Genomic DNA, 16,698 nt, shown 5'->3' on the forward strand with positions numbered 1-16,698 from the left:
CGGCAACCTCGTGCCGGGGCGGCCGCGTCGTGCCGCATATGACCCACGACATGGTGGCCATGTTGCGCCCACTCCTCGCCGCCGAGGCCTCGGCGGAGGCATATGCGTCCGGCGCCGAGCAGGGCGACCTGGAACAGGCCGTCTGGCTGCGCCTCCTGGAGCGACTCGACAACGACGGCCCACCCGTTGATCCGCAGGGCTGGCTGCGCCGCGCCGTGCGCCTGGAGGCCCGCCGCAGCCGCCGTACGGCCCGCATTGAACAGCCGTACGCCGCCGAACCCTCCGACGACTGCGATCCCGGCCCGGAGCAGGAGGCGATGACCGCCGACCGCCGGCGCGCGCTGCACGACGCCGTACGACGGCTGCCCGGTCGCTGCCCGAGCCTGATGGCGGCGCTCCTCTCCCCGCAGGACCTCACCTACCGGGAGATCGCGGGCGAGTTGGGTATCTCACAGGGCAGCCTTGGCCCGGAACGCTCCAGATGTCTGGGATGTCTGCGGCGATTGCTCACGGTGGAGGTTGCGGCCCGCTGACGGCGGGGATAGGAGTGAGGGACATCCGGTGGAACAGGTGAGCGGGAGGCATGCACACATGGGCATGAGCGTGACCATCTCGGCGGCGTCCGAGCAGGACGCAGAGCAGATCCTCAAGCTGCAGTACCTCTGCTACCAGAGTGAGGCCGAACTGTACGGCGACTACGGCATCGAGCCGCTCACCCAGCCGCTCGACTCCCTCAGGGCGGAGCTGGCGGGTGGCACCGTCCTGGTGGCCCGGCTCGGAGAAGAGGTGGTGGCCTCGGTCCGCGGCGCCGTCGACACCGATGGCACGGCCCGCATCAACAAGCTCATCGTCCACCCGCGCATGCAGCGCCACGGCCTCGGCGGACGCCTGCTCGCCGCGATCGAGGCCCGGCTCCGCGAGGACGGCGCGGCCAAGTCCTTCCAGCTCTTCACCGGCCACCGCAGTGACCGCAATCTCCGCCTCTACCGCAAGCACGGCTATGCCCCGGTCTCCCAGGAGCGCGTCGACGAGCGGCTCACGCTGGTGACCCTGGCGAAGGGCGTCGAGGCGGGCGCGTTCGTCGCCAGCGCGTAGCCGCTACCGAATGCGCGGTTACCGAACGGCGGTTGCCGAACCGGCGGTACGCGCTTTGCGCAGCCAATACATCGCCGACAGCGGCAGCAGCACCGGGATGAACAGATAGCCCATGCCGTAGTCCGACCACACCGTGGCGTCGGGGAAGGCGGACGGCTCCACCAGCGTCCAGGTCCCGACGGTCAGCACGCCCGCGAGCTCGGCGGCGCAGCACACCAGCGCCGCCTTGCGGGCCGTCTCACCGCCGCGCACGAGCGAGTACGTGATGAAGCCGTAGACGACGCCCGCGACCGCGGACAGCGAGTAGGCGAGCGGTGCCTTGTCGAACTCGGTCGAGATCTGCACCGCCGAGCGCGAGACGGCGCCGACGACCATCACGCCGTACAGCCAGAGCAGCAGCATGCCCGGGCCGGAGATGAGCCGCGTCCGCTTGTTCTTCGCCGGCTTGTCTTCCGTCGGCTTCTCCGCCACCGGATTCTCTTCCGTCGGCTTCTCCGCCACCGGCTTGTCTTCCGTCGGCTTCTTCTCCTGAGGCACGGTCCCGTTCTCCTCCGTGGCCGTCATCTCAGCCTCCCCAGATGTCATAGAGCCGCACCTCAAGGACGGCGAGGACGATGCCGCCGGCCGCCACCGTGACCGAACCCCAACGGGTGCGCTCCGCCAGCGACATGAAACCCGCGGCCGGAATGCAGGCGAAGGCGCCGAGCAGATACGCCACGAAGATCGTCGTGCCCTGCTCCGGCTTCTCGCCGCGCGCCAGTTGGACGATACCGATCACCAGCTGGACCACGGCGAGCAGCGACACCACGGCCATGCCGATGAAGTGCCAGTCCTTGGTGGGCTGATCACGGTAGGCGGCCCAGCCGCACCAGGCGGCGAGCGCGAGCGCGGCGACGGCAGTCGCGACCGTCAGGGCATCAAACATGCCGTGACCCTATTACGGGCCAAAAGACCCGATGCCCGCACCCCCGGGGTGCCCCGTAGGGTCGAGGGCATGAAGATCCACGCTGAAGCCCTGCTGTTCGACAACGATGGAACGCTCGTCTCATCCCTTGAGTCGGTCGACCGGTGCTGGACCCGATGGGCGCAGGAGTACGGCATCACGGCGGAGGACTTCGCCCGGATCGAACTGCACGGCCGCCCCGCCGTCGAGATAGCCGCCGACCTGCTGCCCGCCGACATCGTCCCCGAGGCCCTCGCGCGCATCGAGCAGCTGGAGGTCGAGGACGTACCGGGCGCGGTCGAGGCGCTGCCCGGCACCCTCGCGCTGCTCGACGCCCTTCCCGCCGAGCGCTGGGCCGTCGTCACCTCCGCCACCCGGCGGCTGGCCGAGGCCCGGCTCGACGAGGTCGGCATCCGCCCCAAGACGTTGATCGCCGCCGACGACATCACCCGCGGCAAGCCCGACCCAGAGCCCTACCTCCTGGCCGCCCGCGAACTGGGCGTCGACCCGGCCCGCTGCGTCGTCTTCGAGGACGCCCCCGCCGGTCTCCAGGCCGGCCGCGCCGCCGGCATGACCACCGTGGCGTTGGCCACAACCCACCAGGCCCACGAGCTGGACGCCGACCTGGTGGTCAAGGACCTCTCGGCCCTGTCCGTACTGGTCACGGCCCAGGGAGTGGAGATCTCCACCTGAGGCTGATGGGTGTCCACCGCTGTCCGCTATTCGGACAGCGGTGGCAGGCCTCTCCTGTGGGTCTGCTTTACTTGATCCCATGACCACGACGAGCAGCCGCACCCTTGCGACCGAGGCGACCATGACGCCCGGTGCTCGTTGTATGTGTCGAATGTGCGCCTTCTAGAGGGCCCCCGCACCACCGCCTGGTCTCGCGCCCCGAAGCGAGACCGCCGCGCCCTGTCCGTACCGCGTACGTGACTGAGGCTGCCCCGCGCACAAGTTCTCCCCCCGGTTCCCTCCGGTTCCATCGCCATCGCGAGAACCGTGCCGCGTTCCCGACCGAATGCACCCGTGCCCGGCGCACACCCACGCCCTGCACTCGACAGTGACGGAAACCCCAGTGATCACGACAACGGGCCTCACCAAGGTCTACCGCTCGCGCGGCCGTGAAGTGACCGCCCTCGACGGCGTCGATCTGCACGTCCGCGAAGGCGAGGTGTACGGCGTCATCGGCCAGTCCGGCGCCGGCAAGTCCTCGCTCATCCGCTGCGTCAACCTCCTGGAGCGTCCCACCTCCGGCACGGTCACCGTCGCCGGACAGGACCTCACCGCCCTCGCAGGCCGCGGCCCGCGCGCGGGCAGGGAGCTCCGCAAGGCGCGCAGCCGCATCGGGATGGTCTTCCAGCACTTCAATCTGCTGTCCTCGCGCACCGTCCAGGACAACGTCGAGCTGCCGCTCGAAATCCTCGGCGTCTCCGGCAAGGAGCGCTCGCGCAAGGCACTCGAACTCCTCGACCTGGTCGGCCTCTCCGACAAGGCGAAGGTCTACCCGGCCCAGCTCTCCGGCGGCCAGAAGCAGCGCGTCGGCATCGCCCGCGCCCTGGCCGGCGACCCGAAGGTGCTGCTCTCCGACGAGGCGACCAGCGCCCTCGACCCGGAGACCACCCGCTCCATCCTCCAGCTGCTGCGCGACCTGAACCGGCAGCTGGGACTGACCGTCCTGCTCATCACTCACGAGATGGACGTCGTCAAGACCATCTGCGACTCGGCCGCCCTGATGGAGAACGGCAGGATCGTCGAGTCCGGCACCGTCAGCGAACTGCTCGCGACGCCCGGCTCCGAACTGGCCTCCGCGCTCTTCCCGGTCAGCGGCGACGCCTCCGGCGACGACCGCACCGTCATCGACGTCACCTTCCACGGCGAGGCCGCCACCCAGCCCGTCATCTCGCAGCTCTCGCGCACCTACAACATCGACATCTCGATCCTGGGCGCCGCGATGGACACCGTCGCGGGCAAGCAGGTCGGCCGGATGCGCATCGAACTGCCCGGCCGCTACGAGGAGAACGTCGTGCCCATCGGCTTCCTCCGCGAACAGGGACTGCAGATCGACATCCAGGGCCAGGAGCCCGTACTGGTGAAGGAAGGTGCCAAGTGACCTGGTCCGAGATGCAGCCGCTGCTGTCCCAGGCGTGTTGGGACACGCTCTACATGGTCAGCTGGTCGACGCTCATCGCGATCGTCGGTGGCCTCCCGCTCGGCATCCTGCTCGTCCTCACCGACCGCGGCGGACTCCTCCAGAACGTCGTTGCGAACAAGGTCATCGGACAGGTCGTGAACATCGCCCGCTCGATGCCGTTCATCATCCTGATGGTCGCGCTGATGAGCTTCACGCGCACGATCACGGGGACGACGATCGGTCGCGAGGCGGCGATCGTGCCGCTCGCCATCGGCGCGATCCCCTTCTTCGCGCGGCTCGTCGAGACGGCTGTCCGCGAAGTGGACGGCGGGCTCGTCGAGGCCGTGCAGTCGATGGGCGGCAACATTTGGACCGTCGTCCGCAAGGTCCTCGTACCGGAGTCGCTGCCGTCGCTGATCTCCTCCGCGACCACCACGATCGTCGCGCTCATCGGCTACTCGGCGATGGCCGGCACGGTCGGCGCCGGAGGCCTCGGCGACATCGCGATCCGCTACGGCTACCAGCGCTTCGAGACCGGACTGATGTGGATCACGGTCGCCATCCTCGCGGTCGTCATCTCCGTCATCCAGTTCGCCGGCGACTACGCCGCCCGCGGGCTGCACCGGCGCGGCGGGCACTCCGGTGCCGCGCCGAAGCTGAGGCTGCTGAAGACCGAGGCGCCGACCGCCGAAGTCGCCACGGCCGAGGCCGGCAAGGTCTCCTGACCACCCCCCCGAACTCCCCGTACCACCCAAGACGGGGTCGCTCCACCCATAAGGAAAGGCACTTTTCGTGCGTAACACCGCCAAGATCACCACCGCTGTCCTCGCCGCCGGAGCCCTCACCTTCGGGCTCACCGCCTGCGGCTCGGACAAGGACTCCGCCTCCTCCGACACCAGCGGTCCGCTGGTCGTCGCCGCGAGCCCGACCCCGCACGCCGAGATCCTCAACTTCGTCAAGAAGAACCTGGCGAAGAAGGCGGGACTCGACCTGGAGGTCAAGGAGTTCACCGACTACGTGACGCCGAACACGGCGACCGAGGACGGCTCGGTGGGCGCCAACTACTTCCAGAACCAGCCGTACCTCGACGACTTCAACAAGAAGAACGGCACCCACATCGTGCCCGTCGTCACGGTGCACCTGGAGCCGCTCGGCCTCTACTCCCACAAGGTCAAGAGCGCCGACGCCCTGAAGAGCGGTGCGACGATCGCCGTCCCGAACGACAGCGTCAACGAGGCCCGTGCCCTCAAGCTGCTCGCAGCCAACGGACTCATCACGCTCAAGGACGGCGTGGGCAACGAAGCGACCCCCGCGGACATCACCAAGAACCCGAAGAACCTCAAGTTCAAGGAGCTGGAGGCGGCCCAGACCCCGCGTTCCCTGGACGACGTCGACGCCGCGGTGATCAACGGCAACTACGCCATCGAGGCCGACCTCAAGCCCGCCAAGGACGCCCTCGTCCTGGAGTCCGCGAAGAACAACCCGTACGGCAACTTCCTCGCCGTCAAGAAGGGCAACGAGAACGACCCGCGCGTGAAGAAGCTCGCCAAGCTCCTCGTCTCGCCCGAGGTCAAGAAGTTCATTGAGGACAAGTACGCCGGCTCCGTCATCCCGTCGTTCTAGTAGGTCCAGCCGTTTCACAGGGGGCGGACGCGATGCGCAAGCACGTCATCTCCGCGGCGGTCGCGCACCGGCCCTCGGGCTCACCGTGAGCGCCGGTGGCTCGGGTTCGATGCGATCCGTGGCCGTCCCGCCGTAGGGGGTGGCCGGAAGCGCGAATCGGTGAGGGCGGCGAGCAGGCTCAGGCGGACAAGTACAAGGGCTCGGTCCTGTCGGTCACTTCCGGCTGACGCGCCCCTCGTCACCGCACGGGGTCCACTCCATCACTTGGAGTGGACCCCATGGTGCAGTTCAGTGCTTTCATGCTGCATGCTGGGCAGTTCAGCGGGCCCGAAGGATTTCGAGGGCCCCAAGTCCCCGAAGGTTACGGAGCGGCGCATGACGAGCACCTTCCCCGACATCTCCATCAGCACGGAGCGGTTGGTCCTGCGTGCGCTCGACGAGGACGACGTACCCGCCCTGGCCGAGATGATGAACGACGAGATGGTGGCGGCCTGGACGTCGGTGCCGCAGCCCTTCACCGAGGACGGCGCCCGCACCTGGATCACCGAGTACGCGCCCACGGAACGCACGGAGGGCCGCGGACTCGACCTCGCCGTCACCGAGTTCCTCACCCAGCGCCTGGTCGGCATCATCCAGCTCGGCAAGACGAACTGGCATGTGCGGTCCACCGAACTCTCGTACATCATCGCCCCGTGGGCGCGCGGCGAGGGCTATGCCTCCGAGGCGGCGCTCGCCACCGCGCAATGGCTCTTCGGCGACCAGAAGTTCGAGCGGATCGAGCTGCGTACGGCGGCCGACAACACCGCCTCGCAGCAGGTCGCCCAGAAGATCGGCTGCATCAGCGAGGGCGTGCTGCGCAACGCCTGTATAGCGCGCACCCGCACCGAGGACGGAACCTGGGTCGATCTGCGCACCGACTTCATCGTGTGGAGCCTGCTGCCGGAGGACCTCGAGGGCGTCGGTGAGCAGCTCGCCGACACCGGTGGTTTCACGTCGTTCTCCGACTGGAACTGAGAACTACGGGAGCCGCGCCCCGGGACCCTGGAACCGCCTACCTGAATCCGCGGGACCGCTCCCACGCGCCGGAGCCCGAAGCGGCACTGCCCAGCCGTACCAGGTACCCTCACGGAGCCCGCTCTCGGGCTGCCCCCTGACGACCTGCGCAAACCTTCGGGAGACTGACGACGATGGCCGACCGGGTCACGGTGATCGGCTGGGACGGCTCGCCGCTGACCGCCGCGGCGCGCTCCGCACTCGGTGCCGCCACGCTGGTGGCCGGCGCGGCCCACCACCTCGCGCTGCCCGAGGTGCCCCAGGCCGCCGAGCGCATCCGCCTCGGCAGTGTCTCCCTCGCCGCACGCCGGATCGCGAACCACCGGGGCACCGCCGTCGTCCTCGCCGACGGGGACCCGGGCTTCTTCGGTGTCGTGCGCACCCTGCGGGGCCCCGAGTTCGGCCTGGAGGTCGAAGTGGTGCCCGCCGTCTCCTCGGTGGCCGCCGCCTTCGCCCGCGCCGGAATGCCCTGGGACGACGCACAGGTGGTCGTCGCACACCCCCGCACGCTGCGACGCGCGGTGAATGTGTGCCGCGCTCACACCAAGGTTGCTGTACTCACCTCGCCGGGCGCCGGCCCCGCCGAACTCGGTCTGCTCCTCGAGGGAGTGCACCGCACCTTCGTCATCTGCGAGGAACTCGGCACCGCCCGCGAACAGGTCACCGTCGTCACCTCCGACAAGGCCGCCGACCACACCTGGCGCGACCCCAACGTCGTCATCGTCATCGGCGCCTTCATGGCCGCGGCCGAGGGCGGCGGCTGGATCGCCGGACGCGACCCGGGCAACGGACCGCGCGGCTGGGCGCTGCCCGCCGAGGCGTACGGCGGTGCGCTCGGCGAAGGCGAAACGGATCTGCTGCGCGCCGCCCAACTCGCCCGCCTGGGCCCGCGCGTCGGCGACCTCGTGTGGGACATCGGCTCCGGCAGCGGCGCCTTCGCCACCGAGGCCGCGCGCACCGGCGCCGCCGTCATCGCGGTCGACCGCAACCCGGGCTGCTGCGCCCGCACCGAGGACTCCGCCCGTCGCTTCGGCGTCCAGATGCAGATCGTGAACGGCACCGCGCCGCACATTCTCGAGAACCTGCCCGAGCCCGATGTCGTACGCGTCGGAGGCGGGGGAGCGGCGGTGGTCTCGGCCGTCGCCGACCGCCGTCCGCAGCGCATCGTGACGCACGCCGCCACCCGCGACGCGGCCGAACTCATCGGCCGGGACCTGACGGAGCACGGCTACGAGGTCGAGTGCGCCCTCATTCAGTCCGTCGAACTCGATACAAGGGCCTGGACGGAGAAGGAACGGAGCGTCGCGTTCCTGCTCAGCGGCCGTCTGCCGGATCGCGCCCCGTGATCCTGTTGTCGTACTGCGCGCGGTAGGCTGGCCGATCGTTGTACCGCTCCCGGGTGATCGGCCTTTCGTCGGTCAATGTCCGGAAAGCGCGCCCGTTTTGAGGCGTGTGTGGTACGGCAGAACCGGAGGATGCGCAACGTGGCGCAGTCCACAGCGGGCCCTCGCGGATCAAGGTGTCGCGAAGGCGGGACGACCGGGACAATGCCAGTAAATGGCTTTGTCGTCTTTGTTGGCCGGTCGTTCGTGCCGCTGGGCACGCACGCTCGTTCTTCACAGTGGGGCGGTCGGTGCGCCGTTCCGGGCGAGCTGGACTTGGAAGCACTAACCGATGGGCGAGGGGTACGCATGACCGACACCGGCCAGGTCCCGGGCGAGGGACTGCCGGAGAACGCAGGCATGGTGGAGCAGCCGGGCGTCACCGCGCCGGGCGCGTACACCTTCCTCGACCCCTCCGAGAACCCCGCCGAGGACGACGATCTGCTGCTGATGCCGGGCGCGCCGGGAGCACAGGGCGCGTGGGGCAACGAGGTGCCGCCACCGGCCCCGATGCCGTTCGTCCACGAGACGGGCCCGCACGAGCCAGGTGCGCACGAGCCGGGTGCGCACGAGATGGCCGGACGCGACAGCGGCTCGGTCGACCTCGGCGGCGTCCGCATGCCGAACGTGGCGCCCGCCCCCCAGCCGACGCCGCCGCGCCGCCCGCTGCACCTCGGGCCGCCGACGCCGGACGGCTCCGCGAGCCCGGTGCGCTCGCTGGCCGACCGTGGCCCGGCGGGTGCGCCGGTCCCCGCCAATGCTCCTGTGGCCGCCGCTCCCGTAACTCCCGCACGGCACGGGGGTCCGCCGACGGTGGGGCCCGAGTACCTCGATGTGCCGCAGTTCGAGGAGACTCCGCCGCAGGGCGCGGTGCCGTGGGGCGCTCCGCCCGTGGCGTCCGAGGTGGGCGCTGCAGAAACGGTCGTCCCGGAGGCGGTGCAGACGCCCGAGGCCGTGCCGACCACCGAGTCCGACTCGGTGCCCGACGCGGCCCAGGTCGCGAATGCGCCGCAGTTCACGGACGCGCAGCAGGCTCTGGAGGCCGCTGAGGTCCCGGGGCTCGCGCACGCTCCCCAGATCCCTGAGGTTGCCGAGCCCGCGACGCAGCGACCCCAGGCCCCGGAGGGCTCGCTCGCCCTCCAGGAACCGGCGGGCGCCCAGGTGCCCGGGGCCACGGCCAGCACGGACGGCTCGCTGGACCCGCGGGTCCAGCGGACTACGGACGCGACGCCCTTCCCGGCGGCCCCGGAGATTCCGCACGCTCTCCAGGCGACGGACGACACCGGATTCGCCGGACACGCAGGCAACGCCCAGGCGCCCGCACACGACGCCGTACCGCCGCAGATCCCGTCGGACGGCGAGCACTTCACACCCGCGCAGCACCTCGCCCCGGTTCCCGACCTCGCCCCCGTGCCGGACCTCGTATCCGAGCAGGCCGCGCAGGCGGAGCACGTGACCCCACCGCAGATCGCCGACCAGGCCATCGTCGAACCGGTCGCACACGGAGCCGAACCGGCCGAGCCCGCGGCCCAGTTCTCCGCCCAGCCCGCACAGTTCGCGGACCCTGGTGCCCACATCCGTGAAACGGCCGCCCAGTTCACGGAAACGGGATCCCACGCGGAGGCTGCGCAACCGCTCGCGGCAGCCGCGGTTCCCGAGCCCGCGCCGGCCGTGCTCTCGGCGGACGCCTCGCACGGCCGGGCGGTCCCCGGCCTCGAAGCCTTCCCGGTCCAGCAGTTCGCGGACCCGGCCGCGTTCTCCGAGACCGGTGCCGCCGAGGCGTCGCACGGCGTCCGGGTAGGAGTGGCCGCCCACGCGGAGGCCCCCCAGGCGTCCGTGGGCCGACCCCACGGCGAGCAGCACTTCCCCGGTGCCGCCGGCGGCGACGCGGCAGGCGCTTCCGGGCTCCCGGGCACCCCCCTGGAGCCCCAGGCGGATCAGCCCCTGGGCCAGTTCGTGCCCGTCGAGGGCATGGTGCCGACGACCCCGCACCTGGCCCCGACCCCGCCGCACGCCATGACTGTGCCGCCCCTCCCGGCGGAGGAGCAGCCCACGGCCGAGCAGCCCGCGGTCGAGGAGCCCGCGGCCGAGGAGCCCGCGGAGGAGACGACCGTGGTGGCGCCCGCCCCGGTCGAGGAGGCCGCGGAGGAACCCTCGGAGACTCCCGTCGAGGAAGCGGAGCAGATCGCTCCGGCAGTCGTGCCGGCGCCCCGCGAACCTCACGGCGAAACCGGGACCCAGACACCCCCCGTACCGGAGCCACTCCCCGCGGACCCGGAACCCGTAGTCGCACAGCAAGCGGAGGACCTGCACACCCAGGTCGCCGACCAGGAAGAGAGCACGGCCGCAGTGGAAGACGTACGAGAGTCCACCGGCCCGGCGGCCGCCGGTTACGACGACGCCGAGCGCGAGGCGGTACTGCGCGTGATGCGCGAACGCCGCGACATCCGCAACGGCTTCCGCAGCGACCCGATCCCGCACGACGTGCTGCTCCGTGTCCTGGAGGCCGCGCACACCGCGCCGTCCGTCGGCCACTCCCAGCCCTGGGACTTCGTCGTCATCCGCTCCGCCGACACCCGTCGGAGCATGCACGAACTCGCCCAGCGTCAGCGCGAGGCGTACGCCAAGTCGCTGCCCAAGGGCCGCGCGAAGCAGTTCAAGGAACTGAAGATCGAGGCCATCCTCGACACCCCGGTGAACATCGTCGTCACCGCCGACCCGACCCGCGGCGGCCGCCACACCCTGGGACGCCACACCCAGCCGCAGATGGCCCCGTACTCCTCCGCGCTCGCGGTCGAGAACCTCTGGCTCGCGGCCCGCGCCGAGGGCCTCGGCGTCGGCTGGGTCAGCTTCTTCGACGAGCGTGAGATGGTCCGCGCCCTCGGCCTGCCCGAGCACCTGGAGGTCGTGGCGTACCTCTGCGTCGGCTACGTCGACGAGTTCCCGGACGAGCCCGAGCTGATGCAGGCCGGCTGGTCCAAGCGCCGCCCGCTGTCGTGGGTCGTGCACGAGGAGACGTACGGTCGTCGCGCGCTGCCCGGCGAGGAGCCGCACGACCTGCTCGCCGAGACGGTCTCCAACATCCGCCCGCTCGACGCCAAGGCGCTCGGCGAGGCGTGGGAGCGCCAGAAGCGGATGACCAAGCCCGCGGGCGCGCTCGGCATGCTGGAGATCATTTCCGCGCAGCTGTCGGGCCTGTCGCGGATGTGCCCGCCGCCGATCCCGGAGCCCGCCGCCGTCGCGATCTTCGCGGGCGACCACGGCGTGCACGCCCAGGGCGTCACCCCCTGGCCGCAGGAGGTCACCGCCCAGATGGTGGCCAACTTCCTGGGCGGCGGCGCGGTCTGCAACGCGTTCGCCAACCAGGTGGGCGCCGAGGTCTGCGTCATCGACGTGGGCGTCGCCTCCGACCTGCCCGCGACCCCGGGCCTCCTCCCGCGCAAGGTACGGGCGGGCACCGCCGACATGACGACGGGCCCCGCGATGACCCGCGAAGAGGTCACGGCTGCCATCGAGGTGGGCATCGAGACGGCCCGGGATCTGGTGGCGGCGGGCAACAAGGCCCTCCTGACGGGCGAGATGGGCATCGCCAACACCACGGCGTCGGCGGCCCTCATCTCGGTCTTCACAGACACCGACCCGTCCGAGGTGACGGGCCGGGGCACCGGCATCAACGACGAGACCCTGGCCCGCAAGACCGAGGTCGTCCGCCGCGCCATCGAAGTCCACCAGCCGGACCCCGCCGACCCCATCGGCGTCCTCGCGGCCATCGGCGGCCTCGAACACGCCGCCATGGTCGGCCTCCTCCTCGGTGGCGCCTCTCTCCGTACGCCGGTCATCCTGGACGGCGTCAGCGCGGGCGCCGCGGCCCTCGTGGCCCGCGCCATCGCCCCCGAGGTCCTCGCGGCCTGCATCGCCGGCCACCGCAGCGCGGAACCCGGCCACGTGGCAGCCCTGAACAAGCTGGGCCTGCGTCCCTTGGTCGACCTGGACCTCCGCCTGGGCGAGGGCACGGGCGCCCTCCTGGCCCTCCCGGTGGTCCAGAGCGCGGCAAGGGCGATGCACGAGGTGGCGACCTTCGATTCGGCAGGGGTAACGGAAAAGTAGGCGCCGCGGCAGTGGGCGGTCCCGCCACTGGTGCGGAACGGGTGGGCACAGCCGCCCACTGCCCGCAGACGAACGGGGGTCCGTGGGCGCAGCCCCCGGTTTCGGGAAGGGGCGGGCCTGGGGAAAGAAACCCCACCCAGCCCAGCCCCCCACGGGCCCCGCACCCTAAAATCCGCATGTCAGGGGCAACTCCAGAGCCGTAGGGGCCCCGCCCAGCAAAGCCCCGCACGAGGAGCCGCACCGCCATGGCCGAACACCCCGCCTACCCCGTAGGCCTCCGCCTCACCGGCCGCCGCGTAGTCGTCCTCGGCGGCGGCCAGGTGGCCCAACGCCGCCTCCCGGCGCTCATCGCTGCAGGCGCGGACATCCACCTCGTCTCACCGGAGGCCACCCCCTCCGTGGAGGCGATGGCGGACGCGGGCGAGATCACCTGGACGAGGCGCCTGTACGAAGAAGGCGACCTGGCCAACGCCTGGTACGCCCTGATCGCCACCAGCGACCACGAGGCGAACACCCAGGCCTCCGTGGAAGCGGAGCGCCACCGCGTCTGGTGCGTCCGCTCCGACGACGCCGACGCGGCGACGGCGTGGACCCCGGCGACGGGCCACAGCGAGGGCGTGACGGTCGCGGTCCTGACGACGGACGCCCGGGGCCGGGACCCCCGCCACACGGCGGCGATCCGCGACGCCGTGGTGGAGGGCCTCCGCGACGGCACCCTGGTGGCTCCGCACCACCGCTCTCGCACCCCCGGCGTCGCCCTTGTCGGCGGCGGACCCGGCGACCCGGACCTGATCACGGTCCGCGGCCGCCGCCTGCTCGCCGAGGCCGACGTGGTCATCGCGGATCGCCTCGGCCCGCGCGACCTGCTCGCCGAACTCCCGCCGCACGTCGAGGTGATCGACGCGGCGAAGATCCCGTACGGCCGTTACATGGCCCAGGAGGCCATCAACAACGCGCTGATCGAGCACGCCAAGCAGGGCAAGTCCGTCGTACGACTCAAGGGCGGCGACCCGTTCGTCTTCGGCCGGGGCATGGAGGAGGCGCAGGCACTGGCCGAGGCGGGCATCGCCTGCACCGTCGTGCCCGGCATCTCCAGCTCGATCTCGGTTCCGGGCGCCGCGGGCATCCCGGTCACGCACCGCGGGGTCGCCCACGAGTTCACGGTGGTCAGCGGCCATGTCGCCCCCGACGACGAGCGCTCCCTCGTCGACTGGCCGTCCCTCGCCAAGCTCCGCGGCACGCTCGTCGTCCTCATGGGCGTCGACAAGATCGGCAAGATCGCTGAAGCCCTCGTCGCGCACGGCAAGCCGGCCGACACCCCCGTCGCCCTGGTCCAGGAGGGAACGACCGCCGCACAGCGCCGCGTCGACGCGACCCTGGCGACGGTCGCCGAGACCGTACGGACGCAGGACGTGAAGCCGCCGGCGGTGATCGTCATCGGCGAGGTCGTGAACGTGGGCGTGCACAGCCCGACGAAGGCTTCTGAGTAACCACGGGTAACCCAACCCGTTCCCAGCCGTTGGCACCGCACCCAGGACAAGGCAGTATCACCCTGTGGCCGATCTCATCACCGTTGAGAACCCCGACGACCCGCGTCTGCGCGACTACACGGGCCTGACCGACGTGGAGCTGCGCCGCAAGCGCGAACCCGCCGAGGGCCTGTTCATCGCCGAGGGCGAGAAGGTCATCAGACGGGCCAAGGACGCCGGGTACGAGATGCGCTCGATGCTTCTGTCCGCGAAGTGGGTCGATGTCATGCGCGACGTCATCGACGAGCTCCCGGCCCCGGTCTACGCGGTCAGTCCGGAGCTCGCCGAGCAGGTCACCGGCTATCACGTGCACCGCGGCGCGCTCGCCTCGATGCAGCGCAAGCCGCTGCCGACGGCGGAGGAACTCCTGCAGTCGGCGCGCCGGGTCGTCGTCATGGAGTCGGTCAACGACCACACCAACATCGGTGCGATCTTCCGCTCCGCCGCCGCTCTCGGCATGGACGCGGTCCTGCTCTCCCCGGACTGCGCGGACCCGCTCTACCGCCGCTCCGTGAAGGTCTCCATGGGGGCGGTCTTCTCGGTCCCGTACGCGCGCCTCGACTCCTGGCCCAAGAGCCTGGAGACGGTCCGCGACGCCGGCTTCAACCTGCTCGCGCTCACCCCGGACGAGAAGGCGAAGTCCCTCGACGAGGCGGCCCCGCACCGCATGGACCGGGTCGCGTTGATGCTGGGTGCGGAGGGCGACGGCCTGTCGACGAAAGCCCTGATGGCGGCAGACGAGTGGGTTCGCATCCCCATGGCCCACGGCGTCGACTCGCTCAACGTGGGCGCCGCGGCCGCGGTCGCCTTCTACGCGGTGGCGACGGGCCGCCCGCAGCTCTGATGCCCTGACGGCGACCGTCAGGCCCTAGCCGTCCTGCCGGATCTCACTCCGGTACCGCTGGGACATCAGGTCCCCGGTGGGCAGTGGTGCGTACGACTGCTCCTGTCGTACGTCCTTGTGGGTGCCGCCGTCGTCCAGCCCGCGTGCCGGTCCCTGGCACCCCTGGGCCGCCGCGATGCCGAGCGCGACGAGCAGCGTCACCACGACGAACACGAAGAGCCGCTGGCGCAGCAGTCGCGGGTTGGCCGGCCGCCGGCCGGTCCCGGTGGTTCGGGACCCGGGACGCCCGGCACCACTGCGGGGCGTCGGCCTGTTGCCGGAGCGGCCGGTGTTCCGTGCGGGCGTGGGGCGCGAACCCGACTGCGCCGACCTCGTGCCGCCGTTCGTCCCGCCCGTGCGCGGCGGGGGAGTGCCCTGCGGACGCCGCTGGGTGCGCTGCTCGGCGTACTGCTCGGCCAGGCGCCCCGTCGGCCGGTCGGGATCCGTGCGCGGCGCCGGCGGCCGCACATCCGCCATGCCCTGTGCCTCGCGGGCCGCGATCTCCTTGAGCCGCAGGGACAGTTGGAGGGTGGTGGGCCGTTCCTCGGGGTCCTTCGCCAGACACGCGCGTACGAGCGGAGCCAGTGCGTCCGGAACGCCGTGCAGTTGGGGCTCCTCATGCACAACCCGGTAGAGCATCACTTCGGAACTGCCGTGCCCGAAGGGCGAGTCCTGAGTCGCCGCGTAGGCGAGCGTGGCCCCGAGCGCGAACACATCCGTGGCCGGCGTGACAGCGGCCCCGCGCACCTGCTCGGGCGCGAGGAAGCCGGGCGAGCCCACGGCCGTACCGACATGCGTGAGTGTCGAGGCCCCGGTCGCCCACGCGATGCCGAAGTCGATGATCCGCGGTCCCTTCGGGGACAGCAGGATGTTGGACGGCTTGAGATCACGGTGGACGACACCGGCCTCGTGCACGGCGACGAGCCCCTCGGAGAGGGCGGCACCGACGGCGGCGACATCGGCGGCCGACAGCGGGCCTTCCTCGGCGACCTTGTCGTGCAGGGAGGGCCCTGGCACGTACTGCGTGGCGAACCACGGCCGGTCCGCCTCCAGATCGGCGGCGACGAGCCGCGCCGTGCATCCGCCCCTGATGCGTCGGGCGGCCGAGACCTCGCGTGCGAACCGCGACCGGAACTCCTGATCCTCCGCCAGATCCGGTCGGATCACCTTCAGCGCGACCCGCTGGCCACGCCGGTCGGAGCCCAGGTAGACCACGCCCATCCCGCCGGCGCCAAGCCGTCTGTGAAGCCTGAACGAGCCGACGACACGCGGGTCCTCGCGCCTCAGGCGCATCATCGCCATGTCCATCCCCGCTGCCCGGTCCGTTTGACGAGCCACAGCTTACGTTTCCGCGGCCGAGCGCGCGCAGAGGCCGCGCCCTCTCGGCCCGATCGATTGTCAGTGCCGGGTGGGAAACTTGAAAGGTGGTCAGGGAGCGTGTGAACAGGACGACTTTGGGCTGCCTGTCATCCCAACCATCCGTCGCAGAAGGGGGATTGGGCCCGTGAAGGGTGACCGTGTGGAGATAGTCGTGGACGCCGGGGACACGACGCGTACGTACGAGGTGGTGGCGAGCAGGGCGGGCCGCCGGGTGGAAACGGCGGTACGCCGAGGTGTCGTGGAAGTGAGCGAAGTCACCCGAAGCGGATCAGTGGTGCGCACCGCCCGCTTCATGGCGACCCGGGTGCTGGCGCTGGTCGAGCAGCCGGTGCCCAGGGAGGACAGCTCGGAACAGTCGGGGCACACCGGGCGCCCCCTCCGGGAAGACCCTGAGACCTAGGTCCTCATCTCCACCCAGGGGAGTACTCCGCAGGTCATCGCTCATCCTCCGGGAGGCCCGCCAATCGGTACGAGGGCATGACGACCCACCGGCGCCGCGCGCCTAGATTTGAGGTCAAGCGGCGGGTGCAGCACTCGTCCCCCGAGGTCAGACACCCGCCGCTGCCAACCAC

The 16,698-nt window shown here is 71.1% G+C and carries 15 protein-coding genes; 12 read left to right on the forward strand and 3 right to left on the reverse strand.

The genetic code is table 11. The features are described from left to right. Positions 1-38 precede the first annotated feature (38 nt). Together ACZ4RZ_RS15685 and ACZ4RZ_RS15690 are read left to right on the forward strand one after the other, a co-directional pair. Entirely contained in the window at positions 39-533 is a 495-nt protein-coding gene (locus ACZ4RZ_RS15685; RefSeq protein WP_467744933.1) for an RNA polymerase sigma factor, read from the forward strand. A gap of 58 nt (positions 534-591) precedes the next feature. After that, positions 592-1,095, forward strand: a complete 504-nt coding sequence (locus tag ACZ4RZ_RS15690) for a GNAT family N-acetyltransferase (protein WP_467744935.1) — start codon at positions 592-594, stop codon at positions 1,093-1,095. Between the two features lie 18 nt (positions 1,096-1,113). Here the strand turns inward: ACZ4RZ_RS15690 and ACZ4RZ_RS15695 are convergent, their stop codons facing one another. Together ACZ4RZ_RS15695 and ACZ4RZ_RS15700 are read right to left on the reverse strand one after the other, a co-directional pair. Further along, positions 1,114-1,497: a hypothetical protein gene (locus ACZ4RZ_RS15695; protein ID WP_406177581.1), complete on the reverse strand. Its 384-nt coding sequence runs from the start codon at positions 1,495-1,497 to the stop codon at positions 1,114-1,116. Positions 1,498-1,660: 163 nt separating this feature from the next. Continuing rightward, positions 1,661-2,020, reverse strand: a complete 360-nt coding sequence (locus ACZ4RZ_RS15700; protein WP_467744936.1) for a hypothetical protein — start codon at positions 2,018-2,020, stop codon at positions 1,661-1,663. Between the two features lie 69 nt (positions 2,021-2,089). Between ACZ4RZ_RS15700 and ACZ4RZ_RS15705 the strand changes: the two genes are divergently transcribed. The 9 genes from ACZ4RZ_RS15705 (at position 2,090) to ACZ4RZ_RS15745 (ending at position 14,707) form a co-directional block, all read left to right on the forward strand. After that, on the forward strand, positions 2,090-2,731 hold the full coding sequence (locus ACZ4RZ_RS15705) for an HAD family hydrolase (protein WP_467744938.1): 642 nt from the start codon (positions 2,090-2,092) through the stop codon (positions 2,729-2,731). Positions 2,732-3,056: 325 nt separating this feature from the next. Next, positions 3,057-4,148 (forward strand): methionine ABC transporter ATP-binding protein, encoded by a 1,092-nt coding sequence (locus tag ACZ4RZ_RS15710; protein ID WP_467744940.1) that lies wholly within the window; start codon positions 3,057-3,059, stop codon positions 4,146-4,148. Further along, on the forward strand, positions 4,145-4,894 hold the full coding sequence (locus tag ACZ4RZ_RS15715) for a methionine ABC transporter permease (protein WP_467744942.1): 750 nt from the start codon (positions 4,145-4,147) through the stop codon (positions 4,892-4,894). The genes ACZ4RZ_RS15710 and ACZ4RZ_RS15715 overlap by 4 nt, the downstream gene beginning before the upstream one ends. A gap of 67 nt (positions 4,895-4,961) precedes the next feature. Then, positions 4,962-5,792: a MetQ/NlpA family ABC transporter substrate-binding protein gene (locus ACZ4RZ_RS15720; protein WP_467744944.1), complete on the forward strand. Its 831-nt coding sequence runs from the start codon at positions 4,962-4,964 to the stop codon at positions 5,790-5,792. Positions 5,793-6,167: 375 nt separating this feature from the next. Beyond that, a complete protein-coding gene (locus ACZ4RZ_RS15725) occupies positions 6,168-6,806 on the forward strand; it encodes a GNAT family N-acetyltransferase (RefSeq protein WP_467744946.1) in 639 nt (212 codons plus the stop codon). A 173-nt stretch (positions 6,807-6,979) separates the two neighbouring features. After that, on the forward strand, positions 6,980-8,191 hold the full coding sequence (cbiE, locus tag ACZ4RZ_RS15730; protein WP_467744948.1) for a precorrin-6y C5,15-methyltransferase (decarboxylating) subunit CbiE: 1,212 nt from the start codon (positions 6,980-6,982) through the stop codon (positions 8,189-8,191). A 345-nt stretch (positions 8,192-8,536) separates the two neighbouring features. Beyond that, positions 8,537-12,334 (forward strand): nicotinate-nucleotide--dimethylbenzimidazole phosphoribosyltransferase, encoded by a 3,798-nt coding sequence (gene cobT, locus ACZ4RZ_RS15735; RefSeq protein ID WP_467744950.1) that lies wholly within the window; start codon positions 8,537-8,539, stop codon positions 12,332-12,334. A 245-nt stretch (positions 12,335-12,579) separates the two neighbouring features. After that, positions 12,580-13,824 (forward strand): uroporphyrinogen-III C-methyltransferase, encoded by a 1,245-nt coding sequence (gene cobA / locus ACZ4RZ_RS15740; protein ID WP_467744952.1) that lies wholly within the window; start codon positions 12,580-12,582, stop codon positions 13,822-13,824. Positions 13,825-13,888: 64 nt separating this feature from the next. Further along, entirely contained in the window at positions 13,889-14,707 is an 819-nt protein-coding gene (locus ACZ4RZ_RS15745) for a TrmH family RNA methyltransferase (protein ID WP_467744954.1), read from the forward strand. A 24-nt stretch (positions 14,708-14,731) separates the two neighbouring features. Here ACZ4RZ_RS15745 and ACZ4RZ_RS15750 read toward each other — a convergent pair whose 3' ends face one another. Beyond that, positions 14,732-16,054: a serine/threonine-protein kinase gene (locus ACZ4RZ_RS15750; protein WP_467744956.1), complete on the reverse strand. Its 1,323-nt coding sequence runs from the start codon at positions 16,052-16,054 to the stop codon at positions 14,732-14,734. Between the two features lie 196 nt (positions 16,055-16,250). On the opposite strand from ACZ4RZ_RS15750, the gene ACZ4RZ_RS15755 reads away from it, so the two are divergent. Next, positions 16,251-16,526 carry a hypothetical protein gene (locus tag ACZ4RZ_RS15755; protein ID WP_060902353.1) on the forward strand — a complete coding sequence of 92 codons (276 nt, stop codon included), beginning with the start codon at positions 16,251-16,253 and terminating at the stop codon, positions 16,524-16,526. The last annotated feature ends 172 nt before the right edge of the window (positions 16,527-16,698 follow it).

It is taken from the genome of Streptomyces sp. NPDC027189 (genome assembly GCF_055566975.1).

Coding starts and splice junctions, on each gene's coding strand:
- ACZ4RZ_RS15695 (WP_406177581.1), bottom strand. CDS start 1,497: ATGCTGCTGCTCTGGCTGTACGGCGTGATGGTCGTCGGCGCCGTCTCG.
- ACZ4RZ_RS15700 (WP_467744936.1), bottom strand. CDS start 2,020: ATGTTTGATGCCCTGACGGTCGCGACTGCCGTCGCCGCGCTCGCGCTC.
- cobA (WP_467744952.1), top strand. CDS start 12,580: ATGGCCGAACACCCCGCCTACCCCGTAGGCCTCCGCCTCACCGGCCGC.
- cbiE (WP_467744948.1), top strand. CDS start 6,980: ATGGCCGACCGGGTCACGGTGATCGGCTGGGACGGCTCGCCGCTGACC.
- ACZ4RZ_RS15725 (WP_467744946.1), top strand. CDS start 6,168: ATGACGAGCACCTTCCCCGACATCTCCATCAGCACGGAGCGGTTGGTC.
- ACZ4RZ_RS15750 (WP_467744956.1), bottom strand. CDS start 16,054: ATGGACATGGCGATGATGCGCCTGAGGCGCGAGGACCCGCGTGTCGTC.
- ACZ4RZ_RS15685 (WP_467744933.1), top strand. CDS start 39: ATGACCCACGACATGGTGGCCATGTTGCGCCCACTCCTCGCCGCCGAG.
- ACZ4RZ_RS15705 (WP_467744938.1), top strand. CDS start 2,090: ATGAAGATCCACGCTGAAGCCCTGCTGTTCGACAACGATGGAACGCTC.
- ACZ4RZ_RS15690 (WP_467744935.1), top strand. CDS start 592: ATGGGCATGAGCGTGACCATCTCGGCGGCGTCCGAGCAGGACGCAGAG.
- cobT (WP_467744950.1), top strand. CDS start 8,537: ATGACCGACACCGGCCAGGTCCCGGGCGAGGGACTGCCGGAGAACGCA.
- ACZ4RZ_RS15710 (WP_467744940.1), top strand. CDS start 3,057: ATGCACCCGTGCCCGGCGCACACCCACGCCCTGCACTCGACAGTGACG.